16 protein-coding genes and 1 riboswitch are annotated in these 18,704 nt (G+C 55.5%); of the genes, 6 read left to right on the top strand and 10 right to left on the bottom strand.

Annotation, left to right across the window (positions count from 1 at the left end):
- Window positions 1–218: 218 nt before the first annotated feature.
- The gene (locus tag SR894_RS04795) at window positions 219–824 is read right to left on the bottom strand and encodes a porin family protein (protein ID WP_133731274.1); all 606 of its coding nucleotides are present in this window, start codon (window positions 822–824) and stop codon (window positions 219–221) included.
- A gap of 241 nt (window positions 825–1,065) precedes the next feature.
- On the opposite strand from SR894_RS04795, the gene SR894_RS04790 reads away from it, so the two are divergent.
- On the top strand, window positions 1,066–1,302 hold the full coding sequence (locus tag SR894_RS04790; RefSeq protein ID WP_425348420.1) for a type II toxin-antitoxin system YoeB family toxin: 237 nt from the start codon (window positions 1,066–1,068) through the stop codon (window positions 1,300–1,302).
- A gap of 43 nt (window positions 1,303–1,345) precedes the next feature.
- Here SR894_RS04790 and SR894_RS04785 read toward each other — a convergent pair whose 3' ends face one another.
- Window positions 1,346–2,194 (bottom strand): sulfurtransferase, encoded by an 849-nt coding sequence (locus SR894_RS04785; RefSeq protein ID WP_133731275.1) that lies wholly within the window; start codon window positions 2,192–2,194, stop codon window positions 1,346–1,348.
- 298 nt (window positions 2,195–2,492) lie between these two features.
- Window positions 2,493–2,654, top strand: a riboswitch (TPP riboswitch).
- A gap of 78 nt (window positions 2,655–2,732) precedes the next feature.
- On the opposite strand from SR894_RS04785, the gene tenA reads away from it, so the two are divergent.
- The 3 genes from tenA to SR894_RS04770 all read left to right on the top strand — a co-directional run bounded on the left by tenA (window position 2,733) and on the right by SR894_RS04770 (window position 7,391).
- Window positions 2,733–3,416: a thiaminase II gene (gene tenA / locus SR894_RS04780; RefSeq protein WP_133731276.1), complete on the top strand. Its 684-nt coding sequence runs from the start codon at window positions 2,733–2,735 to the stop codon at window positions 3,414–3,416.
- A gap of 31 nt (window positions 3,417–3,447) precedes the next feature.
- The gene (gene thiC, locus SR894_RS04775) at window positions 3,448–5,352 is read left to right on the top strand and encodes a phosphomethylpyrimidine synthase ThiC (protein ID WP_133731277.1); all 1,905 of its coding nucleotides are present in this window, start codon (window positions 3,448–3,450) and stop codon (window positions 5,350–5,352) included.
- Window positions 5,353–5,681: 329 nt separating this feature from the next.
- On the top strand, window positions 5,682–7,391 hold the full coding sequence (locus tag SR894_RS04770) for a hypothetical protein (protein WP_223287813.1): 1,710 nt from the start codon (window positions 5,682–5,684) through the stop codon (window positions 7,389–7,391).
- 220 nt (window positions 7,392–7,611) lie between these two features.
- Here the strand turns inward: SR894_RS04770 and SR894_RS04765 are convergent, their stop codons facing one another.
- The 4 genes from SR894_RS04765 to SR894_RS04750 all read right to left on the bottom strand — a co-directional run bounded on the left by SR894_RS04765 (window position 7,612) and on the right by SR894_RS04750 (window position 11,232).
- A complete protein-coding gene (locus SR894_RS04765; RefSeq protein ID WP_101145912.1) occupies window positions 7,612–7,797 on the bottom strand; it encodes a CsbD family protein in 186 nt (61 codons plus the stop codon).
- Between the two features lie 134 nt (window positions 7,798–7,931).
- The gene (locus SR894_RS04760; protein ID WP_133731279.1) at window positions 7,932–9,056 is read right to left on the bottom strand and encodes a DUF2955 domain-containing protein; all 1,125 of its coding nucleotides are present in this window, start codon (window positions 9,054–9,056) and stop codon (window positions 7,932–7,934) included.
- Complete coding sequence (locus SR894_RS04755) at window positions 9,046–10,107, bottom strand: HlyD family secretion protein (RefSeq protein ID WP_133731280.1); 1,062 nt, start codon at window positions 10,105–10,107, stop codon at window positions 9,046–9,048. Before SR894_RS04755 ends, SR894_RS04760 begins: the two co-directional genes overlap by 11 nt.
- 204 nt (window positions 10,108–10,311) lie before the next feature.
- A complete protein-coding gene (locus SR894_RS04750; RefSeq protein ID WP_133731281.1) occupies window positions 10,312–11,232 on the bottom strand; it encodes an EamA family transporter in 921 nt (306 codons plus the stop codon).
- Window positions 11,233–11,423: 191 nt separating this feature from the next.
- Here SR894_RS04750 and SR894_RS04745 point away from each other — a divergent pair, with 191 nt between their 5' ends.
- Window positions 11,424–12,608, top strand: coding sequence for an acetate/propionate family kinase (locus tag SR894_RS04745; protein WP_133731282.1), 1,185 nt, complete (start codon window positions 11,424–11,426; stop codon window positions 12,606–12,608).
- On the top strand, window positions 12,605–14,788 hold the full coding sequence (gene pta, locus SR894_RS04740) for a phosphate acetyltransferase (RefSeq protein WP_133731283.1): 2,184 nt from the start codon (window positions 12,605–12,607) through the stop codon (window positions 14,786–14,788). The genes SR894_RS04745 and pta overlap by 4 nt, the downstream gene beginning before the upstream one ends.
- Before the next feature lie 89 nt (window positions 14,789–14,877).
- Here pta and cyoE read toward each other — a convergent pair whose 3' ends face one another.
- From cyoE to cyoB, 4 genes are read right to left on the bottom strand one after another with little or no spacing between them, the layout of a single operon-like run.
- Window positions 14,878–15,801, bottom strand: coding sequence for a heme o synthase (gene cyoE / locus SR894_RS04735; RefSeq protein ID WP_133731284.1), 924 nt, complete (start codon window positions 15,799–15,801; stop codon window positions 14,878–14,880).
- Complete coding sequence (gene cyoD / locus SR894_RS04730) at window positions 15,759–16,088, bottom strand: cytochrome o ubiquinol oxidase subunit IV (RefSeq protein WP_133731285.1); 330 nt, start codon at window positions 16,086–16,088, stop codon at window positions 15,759–15,761. Before cyoD ends, cyoE begins: the two co-directional genes overlap by 43 nt.
- A 1-nt stretch (window position 16,089) precedes the next feature.
- Window positions 16,090–16,710, bottom strand: a complete 621-nt coding sequence (gene cyoC / locus SR894_RS04725) for a cytochrome o ubiquinol oxidase subunit III (RefSeq protein WP_223287814.1) — start codon at window positions 16,708–16,710, stop codon at window positions 16,090–16,092.
- Window positions 16,710–18,704 (bottom strand): cytochrome o ubiquinol oxidase subunit I, encoded by a 1,995-nt coding sequence (gene cyoB / locus SR894_RS04720; protein ID WP_133731287.1) that lies wholly within the window; start codon window positions 18,702–18,704, stop codon window positions 16,710–16,712. The genes cyoC and cyoB overlap by 1 nt, the downstream gene beginning before the upstream one ends.

Genomic DNA, 18,704 nt, shown 5'->3' with positions numbered 1-18,704 from the left:
CAGCGACAATTTGCCAGAGACGTTGGCATCCATAACAGCACGATCAGTGCAAGTTGCATCGTAACGCGGCCGATCATGATTATGAGCCGAAGCTAGCCCAGCGCCTTAACGCGCTGACAGCGTACCGCCTGGAAGTATGGGAGAGTTGCGTGAGATAAAACGACAGCGCCGGGGCAAGCCCCGGCGCTGATATCGTACATGGCAAAACAGATTGACGGTTAGAAGCGGATACCGGCTGACGCGGTAAAGGTGTCGATCCTGTAGTCGCTGTCAAAGTCGTAGCGCTCGTATTCAGCACGAACCAGGAAGGGGTCGAAGTTGAACTGCGCGCCGACACCGTAGACCGGGTCAGTGCCGTCCTGATCTTCAAGATCAACGCTAGCACCGCCAAGGTTACCGTCGACGTCGGTTTCCCACTTGGCCACACCGGCCTTGGCGAAAGCGGTAAACCAGGAGGTGACGGGCAATTGACCGACCAAGCTCGCCCCGTAGGCGTTGGATTCCAAATCGGTATTGGCGCCGCTGTTACCCTCTAGGCGCGTACGACCCAGATCGGCATAGAAGATTTCGGTAGCGAAATAAGGATTGATTTCGTAGCCGACGAAACCTTTGAAGACGTTGTCTTCGTCATCATCCAGATCAAAATCTTCAGCGCCATCGGAGATGAAATTGTCGACTTCGTCGTCGTCATTCTCCAGCGAGCTGAAACCGGTACCGATGCCCAGATAGAGTCCATCAGCATTGGGTGCGGCGAATGCCGACGGTGCCGCGGCGAGCAGCGCGGTAGAGGCAAACGAGGCGGTAAGTAGGGTTCTGAGTTTCACGTGTCTTCTCCTTGTGACGACTTGCTATGAAAGATTCTATGAATCGTCATGGTATTGAAAGGCGATCCTGCCTTGGTTCACATAATGTGACAGTCGTTTGATTCACACGTATCAAATATAGGAAAAACACTGTTCGATAACAAGGAGGATTCGATTGCGATAGGTAAGTTTTTGTTACAAAAGCGCCTCTACCGGGAAAGTAGAGGCGCTTCGATAATCGACTCAGAGCTGAAAAAAGTTCATCAAAGAGACCCAGCGAGAGCCGTTTGAAGGGGTCGGCAAACCAGCGCCTCTCAAACACAGCCTCGCCGGTTACTCGTCTCGGCGAATCAACGAAGAACCCCGAATGGTTTACAAGTCACGGATGAAGCTTTGCTTATTGCTCAACTTAGGTACCACTACTGATTTAACGCAGACAGCACCTGCGGCTGCGCCATGGAGACGAAGCCCCTATGGAGTAGACGTACCGTGCCTGTGATTGTTAGGAACTGCCCATTCCTGTCATAGTGGGATCATGTCCGCTACGCCACACGCAACGATTCACTGCTGCCCCATTCGGCCCAAGAACCATCGTACAGCGACAGCTGAGTATACCCGGCCAGCTCGGCCGCCAGTAGGATGATGCAGGCGGTGATGCCAGAACCACAGGAAAACACCAGTTGGTGCCCGTTGCTGGGCTGAAGGGAGGGAGCGAGGCGGGCAAACGTTGACGCCAGCTGGCTGGCTGGCTTGAACCGATAGCCCTCCAGCACCTCTGTAAACGGTAGGTTAAGGGAGTTGGGGATGTGGCCACCGCGCACACCAGGTCTGGGTTCTGGCGCTTGCGCCAGGAAACGTGCCTGTGATCGCGCATCGATGACAGTTACTCGCTCGTCCTCCAGATGCTGGAAAACATAGACAGCATCTCGAACCAGAGTGTGGTCGAGTTTGCCAACCACGCTGCCATGCTTGGCCGCATCTGCCACCGAAGCAGAATCGACCTCCCGCCCTTCGGCCAACCACAGCGGCAGGCCGCCATCCAGAACAAACACCTGTTTGAGGCCCATAGCCCGCAGAATCCACCAGGCGCGTGGTGCCGAGTAGATCCCCTGATCGTCGTACAACACCACCAGGCTCTCGGGCTCGATGCCCAATCTACGGATCTCCGCAGTGAACTGCTCTTCCGTCGGGAAGGCGTGAATTTGAGAAGCTCCGGTATCGCAAAGCGTTCCTTCCAGGTCGATCCGGAAACTTCCCGGGATCAACATCGGACGGTCATAAACGATCGGCTCCTTGCCAACGACATTGGCGATGCTAGCGTCGATCAGTACCAAATGTTCGTTATCCAGGTTGTCCTGCAGCCAGTCGGTGGTCACAAGGGGGGAAGACATGGCGTTCTCCGGTCTAGGTCGAGAGGTAACAGTACACGATCGCGGACAGGCGCCACCAGCAAGTTGACGCTGCCCACATAATCCACAGCATGCTGATCGACGAACGGCAGAGCGCCGGGCGTGTCGAGCGGATCGGGAGCCGTGTTCATATCGCCTTTTTCTCCAGTGGTGGCGGCTCTTCCATTGAAGTTCTATCAACTCTAGCTTGACTCTACTCCACTCTTTCACAACCAAGCAAAGCCTAATTCGGCAGTCCCCCCTTGCATCTCCCCCACCCGCCTCCTACACTCCACCCACGAACAGCTTGACGGGGTGCCGGTGATATCCGGCTGAGATGGCGCAGGGCGTAGCAATTAATGCTGCCAAGCGCTGGTCCCGCTGAACCTGATCCGGCTAATGCACTGCTACTTACACAAGTCGCAGCGCGGGTACCGGCGTAGGGATCAAGCGATGGCCACGGCTTCATTTCACGCCACCTTTCACGCCATTTCCTCGATCTTTTTCGCCCACCCTCCGGATCATTACCACCGGAGAAGTCATGGGCTACCGCTTTACTGATCTCACCACCGCCTCTCATGAAGATTGGCGCGCCTATATTGAGCACGATTTTGTGCGCCAATTGGGCACTGCCACGCTGCCTGAGGCGTCGTTTCGCCACTATTTAAAACAGGACTACCTGTTTTTGATTCACTTCGCTCGCGCCTACGCGCTGGCTGCCTATAAAAGCCCCACCCTTGCCGACCTTCGCCAGGCCCATGAAGGCTTAAAAGCCATTGTGGATGTGGAGTTGGGCCTGCACGTGGGCTTTTGCCAAGAGTGGGGGATTTCCGAGCAGGAGCTGGAAGCGCTCCCCGAAGCCAGGGCCACCCTGGCCTACACCCGCTATGTATTGGATACCGGCAACCGCGGCGATCTGCTCGATCTGCACGTAGCGTTGGCCCCCTGCCTAGTGGGCTATGGCGAAATCGCCAACTGGTTGAACGCCCAGCCCTCTACCCTACGCGGTAGCCAAAACCCTTTTGACGCCTGGATTGCCATGTACGAAGGCGAGGAGTTTCAGGCCGCCATGCAGGCAGAGCTTGAATGGCTCAATACCCGCTTAGCCGATGTCCCCCCCGCCCGCTTCGCCGAACTCAGCAAGATCTTCCGCGATGCCACCCGCCTGGAAATCGATTTCTGGCAGATGGGCTTAGCGCTGATAGACCAAGACCTGACAGCTTAATACAGCACAACAACAAACTATGGAGACCGTAATGACTAAGTCCGTCAACAATAGAACCAGTCACTTTTTAGCCGAAACCGCCCAGGTCGATGCCGCCGCCATTGCGCCACTGCCCGGCTCGCGCAAGGTTTACGTGGAAGGCTCACGACCCGATATTCGCGTGCCGTTCCGGGAAATTTCGCTTTCACCTACCAAAACCACCGGCATTGATGAAGAGAACCCGCCACTGCTGGTGTATGACACTTCTGGCCCCTACACCGACCCAGAGGCTATCAACGATTTACGCAAAGGCTTACCCGCCCTACGCCGGGCCTGGATTGAAGAGCGCGACGACACCGAATTCCTAACCGGGCCCACGTCAGATTACGGCAACCGCCGCGCCAATGACCCCACCCTTGCCCAACTGCGCTTTGATTTAACCCGCACCCCACGTCGCGCGAAAGCGGGTAAAAACGTGACTCAGCTGCACTACGCCCGCCAAGGCATTATCACCCCGGAAATGGAGTTTATTGCCATCCGCGAAAACCAACGTCGCCAGGCGTTAGGTACGGCAGAAGTAGAGCGTATTCTGGGCCACCAGCACCCCGGCCAGAGCTTTGGCGCCAGCCTACCGGAAGAAATTACGCCAGAGTTCGTGCGCCATGAAGTGGCCCGCGGACGGGCGATTATTCCCAATAACATCAACCACCCGGAAAGCGAGCCGATGATTATTGGCCGTAACTTTCTGGTCAAGATTAACGGCAACCTGGGCAATTCCGCGGTGACGTCTTCAATTGAAGAAGAGGTGGATAAGATGACCTGGGGCATCCGCTGGGGCGCGGACACCATTATGGATCTCTCCACTGGGCAGAACATCCACGAAACCCGCGAGTGGATTCTGCGCAACTCGCCGGTGCCCATTGGTACGGTGCCTATTTATCAGGCGCTGGAAAAGGTTAAAGGCGTGGCCGAAGACCTCACCTGGGAAGTCTTCCGCGATACGCTGATCGAGCAGGCCGAACAGGGCGTGGACTACTTCACCATTCACGCGGGCGTACTGCTGCGCTATGTGCCGCTCACCGCCAAGCGGGTCACCGGTATTGTTAGCCGCGGCGGCTCGATCATGGCCAAGTGGTGTTTGTACCATCACCAGGAGAGCTTCCTGTATACCCACTTCGAGGAGATCTGCGAGATCTGCAAGCAGTACGACGTGGCGTTCTCCCTCGGCGATGGCCTGCGCCCTGGCTCGGTGGCGGATGCCAACGACGAAGCGCAAATGGCGGAGCTGAAAACCCTCGGCGAGCTGACCCATATCGCCTGGAAGCACGACGTGCAGGTAATGATCGAAGGCCCCGGCCACGTGCCCATGCACCTGGTGAAAGAGAACATGGATAAACAGTTGGAGTACTGCGACGAGGCGCCCTTCTACACCCTCGGCCCGCTGGTGACGGATATCGCCCCCGGCTACGACCACATTACCTCAGGCATTGGCGCAGCAATGATTGGCTGGTTTGGCTGCGCCATGCTCTGCTACGTCACGCCCAAGGAACATCTGGGCCTGCCCAATAAAGACGATGTCAAAACCGGCATCATCACCTACAAGATTGCTGCCCACGCGGCGGACTTGGCCAAAGGCCACCCTGCCGCACAGCGGCGCGACAATGCCCTTTCCAAGGCGCGGTTCGAGTTCCGTTGGGAAGACCAGTTCAACTTGGGGCTAGACCCGGATACCGCCCGGGAATACCACGACGAAACCCTGCCCAAAGACTCCGCCAAGGTGGCCCACTTCTGCTCCATGTGCGGGCCAAAGTTCTGCTCCATGAAGATCAGCCAGGAGGTGCGTGACTACGCCAATGAGCACGGCCTCAACGGTGATCAGGAAGCGGTGATGAAAGGCATGGAAGAGCAGGCAGAGAAGTTCCGCAACAAAGGCAGTGAGCTATATCAGGAAGTTTAAAATAGCGACTTACTGAACAGTGTCGTGACTATATGTGGCTCTTGAGTCTTAGCAAAACTCAAGGGCCACTTTACATATCTACTTGCAACGGATCAGACACTGCATGTTTCTCTGGCTTTGCAATTCCTTATAGAGCTCCCGTTCAGCGACCTCAACTGTTGGCGCGATCAGGCTTCTAAGTACAAATAACCATTTACTGAATTTTCTCTAAAAGTATTTATCGCTCAAGTAGATTAATTATACATTGCTCGTGTATGATTATCATTTACGTCGCGCTCTGTTCATAGCGTTCTATTTAAAACCAACACCATTCAAAGAACTGATTCCAGATGAAAACCAAACTTTCCTTGGCGGTAACCGCGGCTCTGCTCAGCGCAGGCCTGTTAACCGGCTGCAGTGATGATAACGAATCAACGTCAGCAGCCACACAGGAGGAAGCGCCGAAAAATAACGCAGCCCCCATACTGAAATATATTCCGGCTGACTCTCCTTACTTTATGGCCTCGCGCGACTCATTTCCGGAACAAGATGTCTTTGATCTTTATCAGCGCACGCAGCCCATAGCTAACCTTGAGTCTGATCTAGATGAATTGCGCGCCTCGCTGGCCGATGTCGATGATGAAGCCCTTCGCTCGATGATGACGTTGTTAATCGCAACGGGTGAAGAACTACTCGATGTTGAAACTCTGGATGATGTCCATGCACTGGGCCTGAAAATAAGCCCCCAAATCGCTATTTACGGGCTAGGTATTTTGCCTGTTATGCGCATACAGTTGCACGATGAAGATGCTTTTCGCGAAACGCTGCAGCGTATCCTGACCAAGGCCGATATCACTCCAAACGAGGCCTCCACCAACGGCACCAACTACTGGGTGTTGACGCCTGAGGCTCCGGTCAAGGCGATCCTCGCTATCGAAGATCAACAACTAGTGCTATCGATGGTGCCACAGGATGCCAGCGACGAGCTGCTCACGCAGGTGCTGGGTAACACGCTGCCCGAAAGTAGCATCGGAGATACCGGCTCGCTGGCAGAACTTGAACAGCGCCATGGCTTCACCCCTTACGGTGCTGGCCAGCTCTCGTTTGCACGTCTGCTTAATGAGTTGAGTAACCCCACTCATACAGGGACTCAGGCAATGCTGGAAGCGACTGATACTGAGCAATTGGATCTGTCCAGCTGCCAGGCAGACATCGACCGTATTACCAGCCGTTTCCCCGGCGTTGTTATGGGGACGCGCGAGAACGATCTCGAAAATATGGAAATGAATCTCATTCTGGAGACCGATGAGGAGATTGTCAGCGACCTCCGTGCCCTGATCACTCAGGTTCCAGGTCTTGGCAATACAGAGGGCATGGCCAGCATTGGTTTGGGCCTGAACCTGCCGGTACTAGTTCAGACCGTACAGAAATATGCTCAGCAAGTGCGCGAAAACCCCTTCAGCTGTGATGAGCTGCAGGAACTAAACAGCGCCTGGAACGAGGCTAACCTAGCGATCAATAATCCGATCATGATGATGATGGGCCCATCGCTGTCTGGCTTCAACGCGCGTATTAACAGCCTGACAATGAAAAACGGCGAACCCTTTGCGACCGGCATCCTCACACTCGCCTCACAAAACCCGCTAACACTGCTATCTACAGCAAGTTCCTTCGCGCCTGAGTTAGGGGCGCTTGGACTGGAACCCGGCGGAGAAGCCAAGCAAGTCGAGAGTACGATGCTGCCACCAGACACACCGGAGCTCTACGTCGCCATGTCGGACACGGCTATTGCACTGAGTGCAGGCATCAGCGATTCGTCGGTACTACAGAAAGAGCTGGAAGCTCCTGCTTCAGAGCGTGACCTGCTGCTTCATGGCCACATGACAGGCGAGTTTTATCAATCAATGGTTAAAGTGATGGAGCAGATGCCAGCAAATGATGCGTCAGAGTTCGATATTGAAATGCTCAAGCAATATGGCGACGTCTACAAGAACATGGAGTACTGGTTCAGAGTGGATGACGCAGGCATCGAAATGAGTTTCTCGCTGGAATTAAACTGATACCTAGCTGTTCTGTCATTTGAAAACCCCGCTACCTCTGGTAGTGGGGTTTTCGCTCATAGCATCGCATTAGACACTATCTGCAAAAGGCAGAAGCTGGCATTAACAAACCCTCAATAAAGCTAATAGCAAGCCATACATACAGAGCAAAACAACAGTTCAAAGCCATTCAAACGCCAACAGGGGGCCGAAGCCCCCTGTTGGTATCTGTGTTACATGATTAGCGCTGTTTTTTCTGGCTCTCCTTGGCGTCGCCTTTGCCTTTTTGCAGTTCGCCTTTCGCCTGCTGGGCCTTACCTTTGGCTTCAGTTTTGGTGCTACCGGTTGCCTTGCCCGCGGCTTCTTTCACTTTACCTGCTGCTTTGTTGGCCGTTCCTTTAGCTTTATCATCTTTACCAGTTGTCATGACGAACACCTCTAATCCGTTAGTAGGGAAAACGCCGTATGTGAAAGGTGCGAATGGCACTGCTGATCACACATCGACACATTCATCAGAGTAGCCTTTATTAAAAAAGTTGCGCTACTTAATTTATGGCGGGTTTATTTGGGGTTGATCGCGGGTAAACGCGTTGGTGCCCAGCGGTTCAAGACGAAGTGCAGGCAAGCCATAGCCAGCAGCGTAAGGATCAGTGCCACACTCATGGAAGAGAAGCGATAGAGCGCGCTGTAAACCAGATCCTGCTGCGGGCCTAGCGACTGGCCGAACAGAATTCCCAAGGTGGTAAGCCCACCAAAGCCAATCCCTGATCCGCCCCCTTCATGAATATGCTCCCGAGCGAAGAGTATTAGCCCCAGCCAGTAGAGCATCACCACCAGCAAAAAATGGTGACTCTGGGTATACAGGAGTAGCTGCATTAGTAGTGCCAAATTACACCCCAGCAGCGTTCCTATAGCTCGCTTACCGGCTGATACTTTCGCGCCAGAGTATCCCAGCGTAAATAGCACCAGGATGGTAGCCATCTGCGCCGAGAGCGACCCCTGCAAGTCGAACACCTGAAACACCACAAACGAGAGCGTGGCGGTTAATCCACCGATTAAGGTTTCATGACGAATTTGCGAGGATGTTTTGGTGGCTCTGGGCGGCGGTTTGCGGGCTTCCACGTCAGGAAACAGCGTATGCATCAGCATGGCAATAAACACCGCCAAACCACTGGCGACGAGATTACAGGCCAGTAAATCGCTCAAGTCTACATTGGGGTAGCTGGCAAAGTGGAGCAGGATGCTGAGCGTCAGCACGCCGTTTGCGCCAAACAGAAACAGGGGGCCTTTCGCCATCAGGTTAAAGCGAAACAGAAACATGCCCATCACCACCAGGGTCATCACTGGCGGCATATGTTTAAGCAGCCCCACCACCAGGCTGACTTCAAGCACGTTAAGCGATACGTTGGCTAAAAACTGGCGAATAATATGGCCATTAAGAATCGGCACCATGCCCAGCAAGAACATTGGAAAAACGGTAAAAAACACCCCGTAGTTCCAGCCCATCAGTTGGCTGACCACAAACCCCAACGTGCCGCCGCCAGCTACCCGCAGGCACTGACGCAGGCCGTTTTGGGTTAACGCCGGGCGAGCAGTTCCCTTGACATTAGCCTCACCGCGCCTCCCCCACCAACCTTTAAACGGGGTCAACAACATGCGCTTAATATACGGGCTGTTAATAAACATAGTGCAGCCAGCTGATGAGATGCGCCTGTAACCATGCAAAAGGCTTGGCCAAAGCAGCATCGCCAGGCTGAAGCTGCACCGTGGCGCGGGCGCCGCTGGGTAACAAATTCTCGATTGGCTGAGTTAACGCTAGGTGTACGCGCATACGCTGGGCATCGCGCACCCAACGGTCGGTGGTGGGAATATCGGCCAGTTGACCATCGGCGGCCAGCTGGCCTTCGCGAACACCGGCATCCATGTTGATTACTTGCGCATCAAATACTTGTCCCGGCCAGGCATCAAACACTACCTGCGCTGAATCACCAGGGGCCGCATGGCGAAGGCTCTTTTCACGAAAATCGGCAATAATATCCATCCCATCGGTCACTATCGCTACTGCTGGCTGCCCCGCCTGAACGTAGTCACCCACCTCTAGCTGCAGATTGGCAACACGACCGGCTTGCGCGGCGCGCACCTGAGTACGGGCAAGATCCAGCTGCGCCTGGGAGAGCGCATTGCCTGCTTGACGCAAACGCAGATTTGTCTCGCCAGCATCGCCCAACTGCACTTCCAGGCTGACGATTTTAGCCCTGGCTGCTGCTACGCTAGCCTGAGCGGTGCGCTCAGCGGCCACCTGCTGTTCGTACTGTTGGCGCGATACGCTCTGCTGCGCCACAAGAGTTTCAGCACGCTGCAGTTCACCCCGCCGCTCGGCAGCCGTCGCCTCAGCAGACGCCAGCTCCGCTTGTGCAGAGGTTAGCTCTGCTTCCAGCTGGGCATTCTCTCGCCCGGCCTGTTCGCGGTTAAGCTCCGCCTGCTCAACGGCTAAGCGAAACGGCGCCGGGTCTATCTGAAACAGCACGTCACCTTTGGCCACATGTTGATGATCACTCACCAGCACCTCACTCACTGGGCCGCTGAGTTCGGGCGCTATACGCGTTACCGGCCGCATCACCCTCGCCTCCGGCGTCATGGGCATAAAGCTATCGGCTAACAGAAAATAGATAAAAAGCAGTACAAAGGCAGCAAGGGCTACCTTCACCCAGCGGGCAAATGTTTGATCAGGGGTCATGCAGAGCTCACTTGTTAGCCACCAGGCAACTACCTGGCCAGCGCCTCTCAACGGGCACGTATCGTGTAGGGAATCGCATAGGGGACTTTAGTCTAACAATTAATTAGCGCGCTAACAATATAGGTGTTGTAATGATGAAAATAAAAACCCCATAGCCAATTTTTAGCTACAGGGCTTTATATCGAATAAATCTCACGGTGATATTTACCGCCCCTTGGATAAACTCAGCACGACAATGCCGCCAACCACGACTGCCCCACCTACCAACTGGCCGGGGCTAAGCATTTGCCCCAACACAAAGTAACCCAGCACCAGGGAGGCAACCGGCTCGATATTCATCACCGGTGCGTTGCGTGCCATATCGAGTCGCGGCACAAAAATAAACAGCGTCGAAAACGCCGAGCCATACAGCAGACCAAGCAGCGTCAGCCCTAGCCAGCCGGTACTGTTATCCGGCAGGCTCATACCCCCTGGCACCACACCGGCGATGCCGCCAATGATCATGACAATAAACACGGTCTGCATGGTCAACAGGCTGCGCAGGGTGCTGCCCACTCCTGCAAGGCGGTGCTCGGTAACCCACAGCGCGCAGGCAAATACGAAGGCCGCCATTAATCCAAAACCAATGCCTGCTATCCACCCCGGCCCCATGCCATCGGCGCTGGCAATCCATGAGGGAATATCCAGCACCACCAGTAAGCCGATTAAAATCGTGCCCATAATCAGACAGCTACGCAGAGTAGGACGCGGGCCGCCCAACGCCCAACTGAGCAGCGCCAGCTGAATAGGAAAGGTATTGACCAATAGCAGTGCGATCACCACCGGCAGTCTGGCCACCGCCGAGTAGAGACTAACGCTCTGGATCGCGATCAACAGCCCCACGGCGAGTTGCCACGGCCAAGAGCCTGCGGGCAGCCACAGTCGCTTTCTCTGTACGATGACTAATGCCACTAAAATCAGGCAGGCCACCCCCGAGCGGGTTAATACCGCCAGTAACAGCCCGGTGCCATTATCAAACGCAAGCCGCGCCGAGACATGATTGGCGGCGAACATAGTGGCCACGGTCATCATTAACAGAATGGCCAAATGGCGCGGCAGTAGTTTAGGCAAAGGGGACGCTGACATAAGAACAGAACGGCTCATTAAGGGAGTTAAGAAAGAGTAAGGCGAAGATCGGGCGTGTAGCCATCGATAGCTCAGCATGCCTCGCAGTTACATAGTAGGCTAACGAATTCCAGGCGCTGCTTTTCCGCAGCGCAGCATGTTAAACTAAAGTCTATCTCTTTGCTCACTAACCTCCTAGCGAAAAGGTTTTTATGAATGCACCGGTGCTGGTAATTAACTGCGGTTCCTCCTCTATTAAATACGCGTTGATTGACTCAGACCCTCAGGCACCACGTCTTGAAGGCATAGCTGAGCGCCTGGGTAGCGATGAGGCTGGCTTAAAGGGCAAAAACAGTACCGGTGAACGTTTTACTCAGCCACTTCCTGGTGCTGACCATACCCAAGCACTGAATGCCATACTTGAGCGTATGGAGGGCCGATTACCCGTGGCAGTGGGCCATCGCATCGTGCATGGAGGCGAGCATTTCACCCAGGCTGCACTCATTGACGACAGCGTCATCGCCGCTATCCAAACTACCGCAGCGCTTGCCCCCCTGCATAACCCCGCGAATTTGGCCGGCATTGCTGCGACCCAAAACGTCTTTCCTGAACTGCCCCAAGTGGCCGTGTTCGATACCGCTTTCCACCAAACCATGCCGCCGCGTGCCTACCGTTACGCCCTGCCAGAAAGCCTCTACGTTGAGCATGGCATTCGCCGCTACGGCTTTCATGGCACCAGCCACGCTTACGTTAGCCAGCGGGCGGGCGAACTGAGTAGCCGTGGCGCAGGCGGCTGGCTGACCGCCCACTTGGGCAATGGTTGCTCCACCAGCGCGGTTTGGAACAATCAAAGCCAGGATACCAGCATGGGCCTTACCCCACTGGAAGGCTTGGTGATGGGCACCCGCAGTGGCGACGTCGACCCCGGCCTGCACGCCCATCTACACCGCCAACTGGGCTGGTCGTTAGACAAAATCGACAACGTGCTCAATAAAGAGAGCGGCCTACTGGGCCTTTCAGGCTTAACCAACGACATGCGCGAAATTGAGGAGGCGGCTGAACAAGGGCACGCCACCGCACAGTTAGCCATGGAGGTGTTCTGTTACCGTATCGCCAAATCGTTAGCGGCGCTCTCCTGCGCACTACCCCAATTAGACGGGGTTATTTTTACCGGTGGCATCGGCGAGAACTCGCCTATTGTGCGCCTTCATGTGCTGTCACTTATGCCCCACTTCGGCTTTGCGTTGGATAAAGATGCTAACGAAACGACTATTCGCGGCAAAGAGGGCAAGCTGGATAGCGCTGGTCATGAAGGCCCCCAGGTGTGGGTGATCCCTACCGATGAAGAGGGTCGCATAGCCCTGGAAACCCGTCACTGCTTAGAGACACGTGTATGACTCCCCACCCCGATCAGCCACAAGCGATTCTGTTAGTGCCTACCAGCCAGGGCGTCGGGCTTACCTCCGCCTGTCTGGGTTTAATTCAAGCGCTGGATACCATCGGCCTGAAAGCCGGATTTTTAAAGCCGTTTATGCAGAACGAGCTGAACGGCCCAGGTTTGGATCGTTCCACCGCGTTGGTCTCCCGGGCCCTAAACCAACGCCCGCCGTCGCCGATTTCCCAGGCGCGGCTGGAGCGCTTGCTGCGCGACGACCAAACCGATGAGCTAATGGAAAACGCCGTTGAGCTCTATGAGCAGGTTGTCCAGCAGGCCCACCGCGATGGCAGCACCTTAGACCTTGTCGTGGTAGAGGGCGTGGTGCCCACCCAGCACACCACCTATGCGACTCAAACCAATGCCCAACTCGCCAACGCGCTGAATGCGCGGATTATTCTTGTCGGATCTGGTGACTTAAACGAGCCCCAGGCACTGGCCGAACAGCTTGATATGCACGCACGCAGCTTTGGCGGAGTTAGCTCCAGCCGCACCCTGGGCGGCATTTTGATGCGCATGAAGAACCTGCCTTACGCTCAGGAAGACGATCTTTCTGCCGCGCCGGGCACCTTCAAACCGCAGCTGGAAGAGTCGGTACTCACTGAGCTACGCCAGTACTCCCCTGCCCTGGCAACCGATAAATTCCATCTGATTGGCGTGGTGCCTTACAGCAAAACCCTTAGCGCCTTGCGCACCCTGGATGTGGCCCGAGCGCTTAACGCCAAGCTGCTGAACGAAGGCGAGGCAGCCAGCCGCCGGGTGCTCTCCACCAGCCTCTGCGCACGCAGTGCTGCCAACGCCCTGCATATTTTCACTCCTGGCAGCTTGGTAGTCGCCTCAGGTGACCGCGACGATGTGGTACTGGCCTCAGCGCTAGCGACCATGAACGGTATTCAGCTAGCGGGCGTACTGCTGACCAACGGCTTTATGCCTAACGACAGCATGATTGAAATGTGCCGCCCCGCGCTCAAAACGGGCCTACCGGTATTGGCGGTAGAGACCGACAGCCTGACCACGGCACAGAACCTCAGCCAGTTAAGCAGCGAAATCCCTATGGACGATTTCGAGCGCGCCGAACAGGTGGCTCGTTACGTCGCCGCCCATATAGATCTTGAGTGGTTGAAAGCCCACCTGAGCAGCGGTTATACCCGCCGCCTTTCGCCTTCAGCGTTTCGCCATCAGTTGGTTAAACTCGCTCAATTGGCTAAAAAGCGCGTGGTGCTACCAGAGGGTGATGAGCCACGTACCGTAGAAGCGGCCATTATCTGCCAGCGCCGCGGCATTGCCGACTGCGTGCTGCTGGGTAAGCGTGACGATATCGAAAACGTAGCGCGTAACCGCGGACTCACGCTGCCCAAAGCGCTGACGATCATCGATCCCGAAAGCAGCCGCGCGCGCTATATTGGCCCGATGGTCGAGCGTCGTCGTGGCAAGCTCAACGAGCTAACCGCCGAAGCGCAGCTGCAAGACAACGTAGTGCTCGGCACCATGATGCTGCAGCTGGATGAAGTCGACGGGCTGGTTTCCGGCGCCGTACACACCACCGCCAACACCGTGCGGCCCGCCTTTCAGTTGATTAAAACCGCGCCGGAGTATAACCAAGTCTCGTCGATCTTCTTTATGCTGCTGCCCGAGCAGGTGGTGGTCTACGGCGACTGCGCGGTTAATCCCGACCCGGACGCTGAAACCCTGGCGGAAATCGCCCTGCAAAGCGCCCGCTCCGCTGAAGCCTTCGGTATTGAGCCACGCGTCGCCATGATCAGCTACTCCACCGGTGACTCCGGCACCGGTGCGGATGTAGATAAAGTCCGCGAAGCCACCCGCATTGCTAAAGAACGCGCGCCGCACCTGGCCATCGACGGCCCGCTACAGTACGACGCCGCCGCCATCGAGAGCGTGGGCAAGCAGAAAGCGCCCGACTCGCCGGTGGCAGGTAAAGCCACCGTGTTTGTGTTCCCCGACCTCAACACCGGCAATACCACCTACAAAGCGGTGCAGCGTAGCGCCCGCGTAGTAAGCGTTGGCCCCATGCTGCAGGGGTTGAACAAGCCGGTGAACGACCTTTCCCGAGGCGCGCTGGTCGACGATATCGTTTATACCATTGCGTTGACGGCTATTCAGGCCAGCCAGCGGGAAAGCTGAGTTACAGAAACTTTTCCCTAGCCAATAAAAACACCCCAAGCAGTTGTCTGCTTGGGGCGTTTTATTAACGGCTTAACGGTATGAGAGGGCTAGACCCACATCGGCACCATCGATTCCAACACCATGACTAAACTCATCGCGGTGATGGTAAGGATAGAGACGCCAAACACCTTTTTGGCCCAGCGCACATCGTCGTCTAAACGGTAGCCGCGCAGTGCCAAGTAGAGCCAGTAACCGCCCATAGTCAGCGCCACGCACAGATACCCCGCGCCCGCCTGGCTGGCCAGACCTAGCGCCAGCGAAGCGGGAATAAACGCCACGATGTAGCCAAGAATATGGTGTTTGGCCATTTTGACCCCGCGCACCACCGGCAGCACCGGAATCGAGGCGCGGCGGTAATCGGCGTAGCGGAAAATAGCAATGGCATAGGAGTGCGGCATCTGCCACAGGCAGAAAATCACCAGCAGCATAATGGCACCGCTGTCGAACTGCCCCGTCACGGCGCAGTAGCCCACCACCGGCGGCATCGCGCCGGAGAGGCTGCCTACCAAAGTGCCGTACTCTGAGCGGCGTTTCATATAGAGGCTATAAAGCCCTACATACACGCCCCAGCCAGTGACTGCCAAGGCAACGGTTAGCCCGTTGGTGCCCAGCGCCAGACACACCACCCCCGACACACCCAGCAGCGCCGAAACGCCCAGCGCTTGGGTGATGGAAATGCTGCCTCTGACCAGGGGGCGATGGCGCGTACGCGCCATCAATGCATCAATATCCCGGTCAATGACGTTGTTACACGCACAGCCCGACGCAATGATTAATGCAATCCCCACCATGACCGCGACAAAGCTGAGCCACTCGAACTGCCCCTGGGCGGCCAGGAAATAGCCGCCTAGAGTAGCAATCAGGTTGCCCCCGATAATGCCCGGTTTGGTCAGCTCAAGCAGATCCCGCCAGCGGCTAGGTGCTGAAATCAGCCGATCATCATGTTGAGATGCAGATGCTGCATGATCCACAGCGAGCCTCCTACCACTAAGACGAGAATCGTCAGTGTGAAGACGAAGGACATCAGATTCCAGCCCTCGTCGGCTTTGGTATTCATATGCATGAACATAACCAGCTGTACCAATATCTGCAGCACAGCGGTCACCACGACCACGATGACGGTAGCCAGTGTGCTGAGTGCGCCACTCATCACTACCGCAAAGGGGATGATGGTCAGTATCAGCGACAATACCAGTCCTGTCACATACGACTTAACGCTGCCATGGGCATTGGGTGAACTAGACGAAGAATGACTCATCTCACAGCACTCCCATCAGATAGACGAATGAGAAGACACAGATCCAGACAATATCCAGGAAGTGCCAGAACAGACTTAGGCACAAAATCCTCGGCCGGGTCATATCGTTCAACCCTTTGGTGTACAGCTGTACCAGCATCACCAAAATCCAGATCAAACCAAAGGTCACGTGTAGCCCGTGGGTGCCCACCAGAGTGAAGAACGACGACAAAAATGCGCTTTTATCCGGCCCATAGCCTTCATGAATCAGATGCTGAAATTCGTAGATCTCCATGCCCACGAACCCCGCTCCCAGTAGGAAAGTCACGGCGAGCCACGCTTTTACCTGACCAAGGCGTTCGGCGTTCATCGCCAGCACACCCATGCCGAAAGTAAAACTACTGAACAACAGCAGAAACGTTTCGACCAATACAAACGGCAGCTCGAAAATTTCCGCCGCTGAGGGGCCTGCTGCCGTGCCCTTGATCAACACGGCGTAGGTGGCGAAGAGTGATCCGAAGATCACCAAATCGCTCATTAAGTAGACCCAGAACCCGAACAATTTCGTGCCCGTGGCATCGTGATGCTCTTCCTCGTGCTCTACCGGGTGGTGTGAGCTATGATTTAGCGTATCAGTCGACATTACGCTTGCGCCTCCACGCCTAGTTTTTGTTCACATTTGAGCTGATGCTCACGTTCGATGCGCTCAACTTCTGCGGCGGGAACGTAGTAATCGATATCGTCGTTAAATACCCGTGCCATAAAGCTCACAAATACACCTACGGCACCTACACCCGCTAACCACCAGATATGCCATACCAGCGCGAAACCAATCACTAGTGCGAACAGGCTAATCACCGGACCTGCCACCGTGTTACGCGGCATGTGAATATCGGTATAGGGGGCTTCTTCAAGCTGCTCTTCGCCGCGCTGTTTCTGCGACCAGAAGCTGTCGATGTCGCCCACTTCCGGCAAACGCGCAAAGTTGTAGAACGGCGCAGGGGAGGAGGTTGACCACTCCAGGGTACGGCCATCCCAGGGGTCGCCAGTGACATCCGCGTTTTGTTTACGGTCACGGATGCTGACCCAGAACTGAATAACTGTGCAGACAATACCCATCATGATGATCACCGCGCCTACCCAAGCCAGAATCATCCACGGCTGCCATTCGGGGTTGGCGTAGGACTGCATGCGGCGCACGGCGCCAAAGAAGGCCAGCACGTAAAGCGGCATAAAGGCGACGTAGAAGCCGATAAACCAGCACCAGAACGAACGCTTGCCCCACTTCTCGCTCAACGTGAAACCGAACGCTTTGGGGAACCAGAAGGTCAGGCCCGCCATCATGCCGAACACCACACCGCCAATAATGACGTTATGGAAGTGAGCGATAACGAATAGGCTGTTATGCAGCACAAAGTTGGCTGCGGGCACCGCCAGCATGACGCCGGTCATACCGCCCAGGGTAAAGGTGATAATAAAGCCCAGCGTCCACAGCACCGGCGAAGTGAGCTCGAGGCTGCCGCGGAACATGGTGAACAGCCAGTTGAAGACTTTCACCCCGGTAGGAATGGCGATGATCATCGTCATAATGCCGAAGAAGGCGTTGACGTTGGCCCCTGCCCCCATGGTGAAAAAGTGGTGTAGCCAAACAATAAACGACAGCAAGGTGATCGCGATGGTCGCCCACACCATGGTGGCGTAGCCGAACAGGCGCTTACGGGCAAAGGTCGAAATAACTTCAGAGAACACGCCAAAGGCGGGCAGAATCAGGATATAGACTTCCGGGTGGCCCCAGGCCCAGATGAGATTGACGTACATCATCATGTTGCCGCCAAAATCATTGGTAAAGAAGTGCATACCCAAATAGCGATCCAGGGTGAGCAGTGCGATGGTCGCGGTTAAAATCGGGAAGGAAGCGATGATCAGCACGTTGGCGCACAGCGATGTCCAGGTGAAGATCGGCATGCGGAACATCGTCATGCCCTTGGTGCGCATTTTAATAATGGTCACGAAGAAGTTGATACCGGTGAGCGTCGTACCTATCCCGGATATCTGCAACGCCCATATCCAGTAATCGACCCCCACCCCGGGACTAAACTCGATCCCCGATAAAGGCGCATAGGCAAGCCAGCCGGTTTTGGCGAATTCGCCCACCACCAGCGAGATATTGACCAGTATCGCCGCTACGGCAAACAGCCAAAAACTTAAGTTATTCAGGAAAGGGAAGGCGACGTCGCGGGCGCCAATTTGCAGCGGCACCACCAGGTTCATCAGGCCGATGACCATGGGCATGGCGACAAAGAAGATCATAATAACGCCGTGGGCGGTAAAGATCTGGTCGTAGTGTTCAGGGGGCAAATAGCCCGCTGCATCCCCGGCGGCCATAGCCAACTGGGTACGCATCATTATCGCATCCGAGAAGCCACGCAGCAGCATGACCAGGGCAACAATGAAATACATAATGCCGAGCTTTTTATGGTCAACGGAGGTAAACCACTCGTTCCACAGCCAGCCCCATTTACGGTAGTAAGTTATCAAACCAAACAGTGCGATCCCGCCAATGGCCATAAAGGCTGCGACGACCATGATGATCGGCTCATGATAGGGAATTGACTCTAAACTGAGTTTTCCAAACAC

This window comes from Vreelandella neptunia (assembly GCF_034479615.1).
In the GTDB taxonomy this organism is placed as follows: domain Bacteria; phylum Pseudomonadota; class Gammaproteobacteria; order Pseudomonadales; family Halomonadaceae; genus Vreelandella; species Vreelandella neptunia.
The sequence above is the reverse complement of the archived record's forward strand: the minus strand, read 5'-3'. Positions and strand labels throughout refer to the sequence as shown.